At 39.1% G+C, this 6,763-nt stretch carries 7 protein-coding genes; 5 read left to right on the forward strand and 2 right to left on the reverse strand.

Going from position 1 to position 6,763, the window contains the following annotated elements:
- A partial coding sequence (locus tag RM529_RS15360; protein WP_311485635.1) for an AAA family ATPase occupies window positions 1–1,048 on the forward strand: 1,048 nt, incomplete at its 5' end.
- Window positions 1,049–1,130: 82 nt separating this feature from the next.
- Here RM529_RS15360 and RM529_RS15365 read toward each other — a convergent pair.
- On the reverse strand, window positions 1,131–2,666 hold the full coding sequence (locus RM529_RS15365) for an NAD(P)H-hydrate dehydratase (protein ID WP_311485636.1): 1,536 nt from the start codon (window positions 2,664–2,666) through the stop codon (window positions 1,131–1,133).
- 201 nt (window positions 2,667–2,867) lie between these two features.
- Between RM529_RS15365 and gcvT the strand changes: the two genes are divergently transcribed.
- The 4 genes from gcvT to RM529_RS15385 all read left to right on the forward strand — a co-directional run bounded on the left by gcvT (window position 2,868) and on the right by RM529_RS15385 (window position 5,944).
- Window positions 2,868–3,950, forward strand: coding sequence for a glycine cleavage system aminomethyltransferase GcvT (gene gcvT, locus RM529_RS15370; RefSeq protein ID WP_311485637.1), 1,083 nt, complete (start codon window positions 2,868–2,870; stop codon window positions 3,948–3,950).
- A gap of 4 nt (window positions 3,951–3,954) precedes the next feature.
- Window positions 3,955–4,770, forward strand: coding sequence for a sugar nucleotide-binding protein (locus tag RM529_RS15375; protein ID WP_311485638.1), 816 nt, complete (start codon window positions 3,955–3,957; stop codon window positions 4,768–4,770).
- 80 nt (window positions 4,771–4,850) lie between these two features.
- Window positions 4,851–5,138: a 4a-hydroxytetrahydrobiopterin dehydratase gene (locus RM529_RS15380; protein WP_311485639.1), complete on the forward strand. Its 288-nt coding sequence runs from the start codon at window positions 4,851–4,853 to the stop codon at window positions 5,136–5,138.
- A gap of 86 nt (window positions 5,139–5,224) precedes the next feature.
- Entirely contained in the window at window positions 5,225–5,944 is a 720-nt protein-coding gene (locus RM529_RS15385) for a YebC/PmpR family DNA-binding transcriptional regulator (protein WP_311485640.1), read from the forward strand.
- A gap of 81 nt (window positions 5,945–6,025) precedes the next feature.
- Here the strand turns inward: RM529_RS15385 and RM529_RS15390 are convergent.
- The coding region (locus RM529_RS15390) for a proline dehydrogenase family protein (protein ID WP_311485641.1) at window positions 6,026–6,763 on the reverse strand (738 nt) is incomplete at its 5' end.

Here is a 6,763-nt window from a genome sequence, read left to right on the forward strand (position 1 = left end):
CGTTAGTGAAGATAGCGTTGCCGACGTTGTTTCTATGATGACAGGGGTTCCTGTAAACAGAATTGCACAAACAGAGAGCAACAAACTGGTTGAATTACCTAAAAAAATTAAAGGTAAAGTAATAGGACAGGACGATGCTGTAGCAAAAGTTGTAAAAGCCATCCAAAGAAACCGTGCGGGTCTTAAAGATCCAAACAAACCAATAGGCTCCTTTATCTTCCTTGGCCAAACAGGTGTTGGTAAGACGCAGCTGGCAAAAGTACTTGCCCGCGAATTGTTTGACAATGAAGATACTCTTATCAGGATAGATATGAGCGAATACATGGAGAAGTTTGCTGTTTCAAGGTTAATTGGAGCACCTCCGGGATATGTTGGGTATGAAGAAGGTGGACAGCTTACCGAGAAAGTAAGACGTAAGCCTTATGCAGTGATCCTTCTTGACGAGGTAGAAAAAGCACACCCAGATGTATTTAATATGTTACTCCAGGTTCTTGATGACGGATATCTTACTGATAGTTTAGGACGTAAAATTGACTTCAGGAATACGATTATTATCATGACGTCGAACATTGGTGCACGAAAATTGAAAGATTTTGGGCAGGGCGTCGGTTTTGGAACTTCTGCAATGAAGTCTCAGGTAGATCAGAATACCAGGGGAGTTATTGAAGGTGCTTTAAAGAAAGCCTTTGCCCCGGAATTCCTGAACCGTATTGACGACGTTGTAATATTTAACTCCTTGGAACGAGAAGATATTCATAAGATTATCGATATTGAACTTGCGAAGTTATACGGTCGTATTGGAAGCCTTGGTTACACGCTTAAGCTAAGTGACAAAGCCAAAGACTTTATTGCTGAAAAAGGTTTTGATAAGCAATATGGTGCACGACCGCTCAATAGGGCGATTCAGAAATATATTGAAGATGCGTTGGCCGAAGAAATAATCACGGCACAGGTAAACGAAGGTGATACTATAGTAATGGATCTTGATGAAGAGAAAAATGAGCTAACTATAGATGTGGACAAAACAGTAAAGGAAACTAATTCCTAATCATAATCCTCACTTTATTAAAAAAGCCGCTTGTCGTAATGACGAGCGGCTTTTTCTATAATAAGGTTTAGCCATTCTGTTCTTAATCAGAACCGGGATTTGTTTTATTTTCGGACAAAAGATCGGAAAAAGCGAGGCCCATATTTTCCGCAATATCACCCGAAATCATTCCTTCATAACTCGATTTTTCTGCGGAAATATCACCGGACTTTCCGTGGAGATAAACACCAAGAACTGCTGCGAAAAGAGGTTCATACTTTTGAGAAATCAGTCCGGAAATTACGCCAGATAACACATCTCCGCTTCCGGCAGTGGCCATTCCCGGATTTCCCGTGCTATTTATATAGATATTCCCCTGTTCAAACACGAAAGTATGTGCACCCTTTAAAACCACAATTAATCTATATTTCCTGATAAAATCCTGCACTTTTTTAATTTTATCAAAATCGTCTGTCCACTCCCCTATTAACCTTTGCAGTTCCTTTGGATGCGGGGTTAACACAGAATTTTCTGGCAAATACTGCAGCAGCTCATTATTTTCAGAAAAAATATTTAAACCATCAGCATCAATTACCATGGGTTTCTTCGTCTTCTTCAGCAACTCTTTAAAGGCCACTATGGTACTTTTATCACGCCCCACTCCCATTCCGAAGCAAACAACATCAGCATCCAGATCTGTTTTTATATCTGTAATCATTTCATAATTCTCATCTGTCATAACCATGGCCTCTGGTAAGGAGGTCTGCATAATTTCGTATCCACATTTGGGCACAAAAACAGTAGAAAGACCCGCACCGGTACGCAATGAAGCTGTTGTAGCCAATACCACGCTACCAATTTTACCGTAGCTACCGCCAACTACCAGTACATGTCCAAAATTGCCTTTGTGAGAATTCTTATTTCTTGGGTTGTAGAGACTTCGCGCTTCCTGCCGGCCTATTAACTGAGCCGAAGGAGTTATTTCTGACAAAAATGCTCTGTCCAAACCGATGTCCAACACCTGCATCTCCCCTACATAATCCATTGTGGAGGGTAAAAAGAAAACCAGCTTTGGTGTTTGAAATGTAAGGGTGAAATTTGCCTTAATTACGGCATCTTCTTCTTCGGAAACTTTATCTGAAAAAAGTCCGGAAGGCATATCAATGGCCAAAACAAAGGCTGAAGATTTATTGATAAAATTGACCAATTTAGCTACCCATCCTTCTAAAGGCCGATTGAGACCAATACCGAAAATAGCATCTACAACAAAATCTCCCATTGCAATTTCAGGAAAATCGTCTTCTCCCTTTAAAAGCACAGGCCAGTCATTCGATAAATTCTTGATTTTATCGTAATTAGACAAAAAATCCGGTGACCTTTTGTCGGAATAGTTAACAATAAACACTTTCACCTTATAAGAGTGTTCCAGGAGCAACCTGGCAATCACCAGACCGTCCCCGCCGTTGTTTCCTACTCCGCAAAATACTTTTATTGGGATATCTGCACCTTGAAGTCTTTCATGAATTTCTTTAAAGACTTGCGTTGCGGCTCTTTCCATAAGATCTTCCGAAGAAATCTCCTGGTTATTCATTGTAATTTTATCAGCTTCTTTTATTTGTGAGGCGGTGAGTATCTTCATAAATTAAAAATTAAGTGGGTGTCCAAATTTGGCAATTTTCGACCTATAGCAAGAAAGTAAGCCATTTTCGGCTAAATTCAATTTCCCTTTTGTTCTAAATAAATATAAAGCTAACGTATTTCTCCCGCTCCTCATAAAAAGACCTAATTAATATTGTATTCACGGTTAAATCAATAAATTTGCGCAAAATTTCAGAATAAAATGAAAGACGTTGCACTAAATGAGAGGCACAAAGCCCTTAACGCTAAAATTGTTCCTTTTGCTGGCTTTAATATGCCTGTTTCCTATGAGGGTGTGAATATCGAGCACCAGAATGTTAGGGAAAAACTCGGAGTTTTTGATGTTTCTCATATGGGCGAGTTCCTTATTTCAGGAGAAAATGCGCTGGAGCTTATTCAAAAAATATCTTCTAATGATGCTTCAAAACTTAAAGATGGACAAGCCCAATATACCTGCATCCCCAATGAAACCGGCGGTATTGTGGACGATCTCATTATTTACAGGATGAATGCCGAAAAATATCTTTTGGTGGTAAATGCTTCTAACATTGAGAAGGACTGGAATTGGATTTCCCAATACAACACCATGGATGCTACAATGAAAGACATTTCTGACGGGATGTCCCTTCTTGCCATCCAGGGACCAAAGGCTGCGGAAGCTATGCAATCTCTTACCGAAGTGGATCTTAAAAATATGAAATTTTACACCTTCCGGTTTGCTGATTTTGCCGGAGTGGAAAAAGTAATAATATCAGCCACAGGATACACGGGAAGTGGTGGTTTTGAGATTTACATTAAGAATGAAGATGTAGAACGTGTTTGGGACAGGATAATGGAAGCCGGTGCAGACTTCGGAATAAAACCAATAGGCCTTGCAGCCCGTGATACATTGAGGCTGGAAATGGGGTACTGCCTGTACGGCAACGATATTGATGAAACCACCTCTCCTATTGAAGCAGGACTTGGTTGGATCACGAAATTCAGCAAAGATTTTGTAAATGCTGAAGCACTTAAAAAAGAAAAGGAAGAAGGGCCAAGAAGAAAACTTATTGCGTTTGAACTGGATGAGCGGGGCATCCCTAGAAAAGATTACGAAATTGTTGATAACAATGGCACTGTTATTGGCGAAGTAACCTCGGGTACCATGTCACCATCTTTAGAGAAAGGAATAGGTTTAGGATATGTCCCGGCTGAAGTTGCTGAAATTGGAGGGAAACTTCACATCAGGATACGCAAAAAAGACGTTCCTGCCACTCAGGTGAAGTTGCCTTTTTATAAAGGATAGTTTTTTGGAAAAAATTTTAATCTTAGGAGCTAACGGATTTATCGGGAATTCTCTGTATAAGGAATTACGATCCTTTTTTGACACCTACGGAACCTACCATTCAGAAAATAGCTCCTTCAGTAGTAACAAACAGTTTTTTCAGTATGATATGGAAACAGAAAATATTTCTGTTCTATTGGAAAATCTGCGGCCTACGATAATAATCTCGGCAGTACGCGGGAATTTTGATGCCCAAATTGCAGCTCATTTCTATATGATGGAGTATGTGATGCGCAGCGAGTGCAAACTTATTTTTCTTTCTTCTGCCAACGTTTTTGATGCTTTTACCAATTACCCTTCTTACGAATATGATAAAACTTTATCGCAAAGCATATATGGCCGTTTTAAAATAAAAATAGAAAACGCACTGCTACGGTTACCCAATGAAAAGTATAATATCCTGAGATTACCAATGGTATTTGGTTATAATTCTCCCAGGATTAAAGAAATTAAAACACTTATTGACCTTGGCAAAGCCATTGAGGTTTTTCCAAACGTAGTAGTAAATGTAACCGAAATTAAGAAAGTCACCCAGCAGATACATTATATCATTAATAGAAAAAGGGAAGGCGTTTTTCACCTTGGCAGCACAGATCTTGTCCATCAACGGGATTTTATAAAAGATGTTTGTGAATTATTAGGGCTGGAAAACCCACTTTTTAAAAATGTGTATGACTCTAATTTTGACCGTTTTCTTGCCGTACTTCCAAAGGACAATTTGTTACCGGGAAATCTTCAGATTTCGGTACAGGATGTATTACAGGGTTGTAAAGAATTGTAGCGGTTAGTTTTATCTGTTTTTAATTGCTTTAATCTTTGCTTTTAGTTCCTTACCTTCAATCAATATTAAAATTTGAAATTATGGAAAAACTTAGCGAAGATCAGATCAATAAAAAACTAGAACAACTCGATGGCTGGAAATATTCTAAAAATGCCATTCACACCTCATTTCAATTTGAGAACTTTAAAGATGCGTTTACGGTGATGACGCGAATTGCTTTTGAAGCTGAAGCCCAACAGCACCACCCAAACTGGGGCAATGTTTACAACGAACTTGAAATTTCCCTGTCTACGCATGATGCAGGTGGCGTGACCGACAAAGATTTTAAACTTGCCCAGGCAATTGAAGAAATTGTTGAAGCAGGTTAAATACTGAAAAAATAAAAGGAAGCTTCTGATTTTTAAAAGCGATTAGAGGCTTTTTTATATTTTTGCCCCGATCTTATTTTTAAACCATGGGAAGAGCATTTGAATTTAGAAAAGCAAGAAAAATGAAACGTTGGTCTGCAATGGCCAAAGCTTTCACCCGCATAGGGAAAGATATTGTAATGGCAGTGAAAGAAGGCGGCCCAGATCCGGACGCCAATTCCAGGCTAAGGGCGGTGATCCAGAACGCGAAAAGCGTAAACATGCCCAAGGACAATATTGAACGGGCAATTAAGCGTGCTTCAGATAAGAGCCAGGGAGACTACAAAATTGTGCTTTTTGAAGGTTATGCTCCACATGGCATTGCTGTTCTTGTAGAAACCGCGACAGATAATAATAATCGAACCGTCGCCAATGTAAGATCGCATTTTAATAAATGTGACGGAAATTTAGGAACCTCCGGCTCCGTAGAATTTATGTTTGACCACACCTGTAACTTCAGAATAAATGCTGAAGGCCTTGATGCGGAAGAAATGGAGCTGGAACTTATTGATTTTGGTGCCGAAGAAGTCTTTGAAGACGAAGATGGAATCCATATATACGCTCCGTTCGAACATTTTGGAAGTATTCAGAAAGAATTGGAAAACAGAAATATTGAAATTATCTCTTCAGGATTTGAGAGGATTCCGCAGGTAACAAAAAAGTTATCTCCGGAACAGGCCGAAGATGTAGAAAAACTATTGGAACGACTGGAAGAAGATGATGATGTGCAAAATGTATATCACACTATGGAAGAGACTGAATCTTAAATTTATAAAATAAAAAAATCAGCAATTTTGATCTTAAGAGACCAAAATTGCTGATTTTATTGCGTTTTTCCGTAGAAAAAATTATTCGCGATGCGCCTTGTTAGGCTCTCCTTTTCTACGTTTTCTTTCCTCCATTAACAGAGAAAGTTCCCTCCCCGTTTGGCCTTTAACCGATGTGTTTTCCTGGGCCCTACGCAATAGATAAGGCACAACATCCCTTACAGGACCAAAAGGAACCAGTTTTGCAGCATTATATCCTCTCCTGGAGAGATTATAGCTTATATGATCACTCATCCCAAACAGCTGACTAAACCAAATTCTCGGGTCATCTATAGAAATATTCTTGTCTTCCATAATTTGCAGTGCGAGGTAATTGCTTACTTCATTATGTGTACCTATAAATAAAGAAATATCGTCCAGGTTGTTCAAACAATAAGACATTATACTATTAAAGTTAACATCTGTGGCTTCTTTGCTTTCACAAATTGGAGTATGATAACCTAATCTTTTGGCCCTTGCATTTTCCTTCTCCATATAAGCACCTCGCACAATCTTGGCACCAACTTTAAATCCGTCCCGTTTAGCTTTTTCGTGTAGGTCCTTTAAATAATCTATACGATCCCAGCGGTAACACTGGATAGTATTGAAAATTAAAGCTTTATCCTTATTGTATTTGCGCATCATCTCTTCCATAAGCTCATCTGCAGCATCCTGCATCCAGCTTTCCTCACCATCTGCATATAGGCGGACATTATGCTCGTAAGCTGTTTTACACAGCTTTTCAACACGCTCTTTCACCCTCTCCCACTCTTCTTTTTC

The sequence above is a fragment of the Autumnicola edwardsiae genome (assembly GCF_031846505.1).
GTDB lineage: Bacteria > Bacteroidota > Bacteroidia > Flavobacteriales > Flavobacteriaceae > Autumnicola > Autumnicola edwardsiae.

Excerpts from the sequence above, each read along its gene's own strand:
- RM529_RS15365 (WP_311485636.1), bottom strand. The coding sequence starts at position 2,666 with ATGAAGATACTCACCGCCTCACAAATAAAAGAAGCTGATAAAATTACA.
- gcvT (WP_311485637.1), top strand. The coding sequence starts at position 2,868 with ATGAAAGACGTTGCACTAAATGAGAGGCACAAAGCCCTTAACGCTAAA.
- RM529_RS15380 (WP_311485639.1), top strand. The coding sequence starts at position 4,851 with ATGGAAAAACTTAGCGAAGATCAGATCAATAAAAAACTAGAACAACTC.
- RM529_RS15385 (WP_311485640.1), top strand. The coding sequence starts at position 5,225 with ATGGGAAGAGCATTTGAATTTAGAAAAGCAAGAAAAATGAAACGTTGG.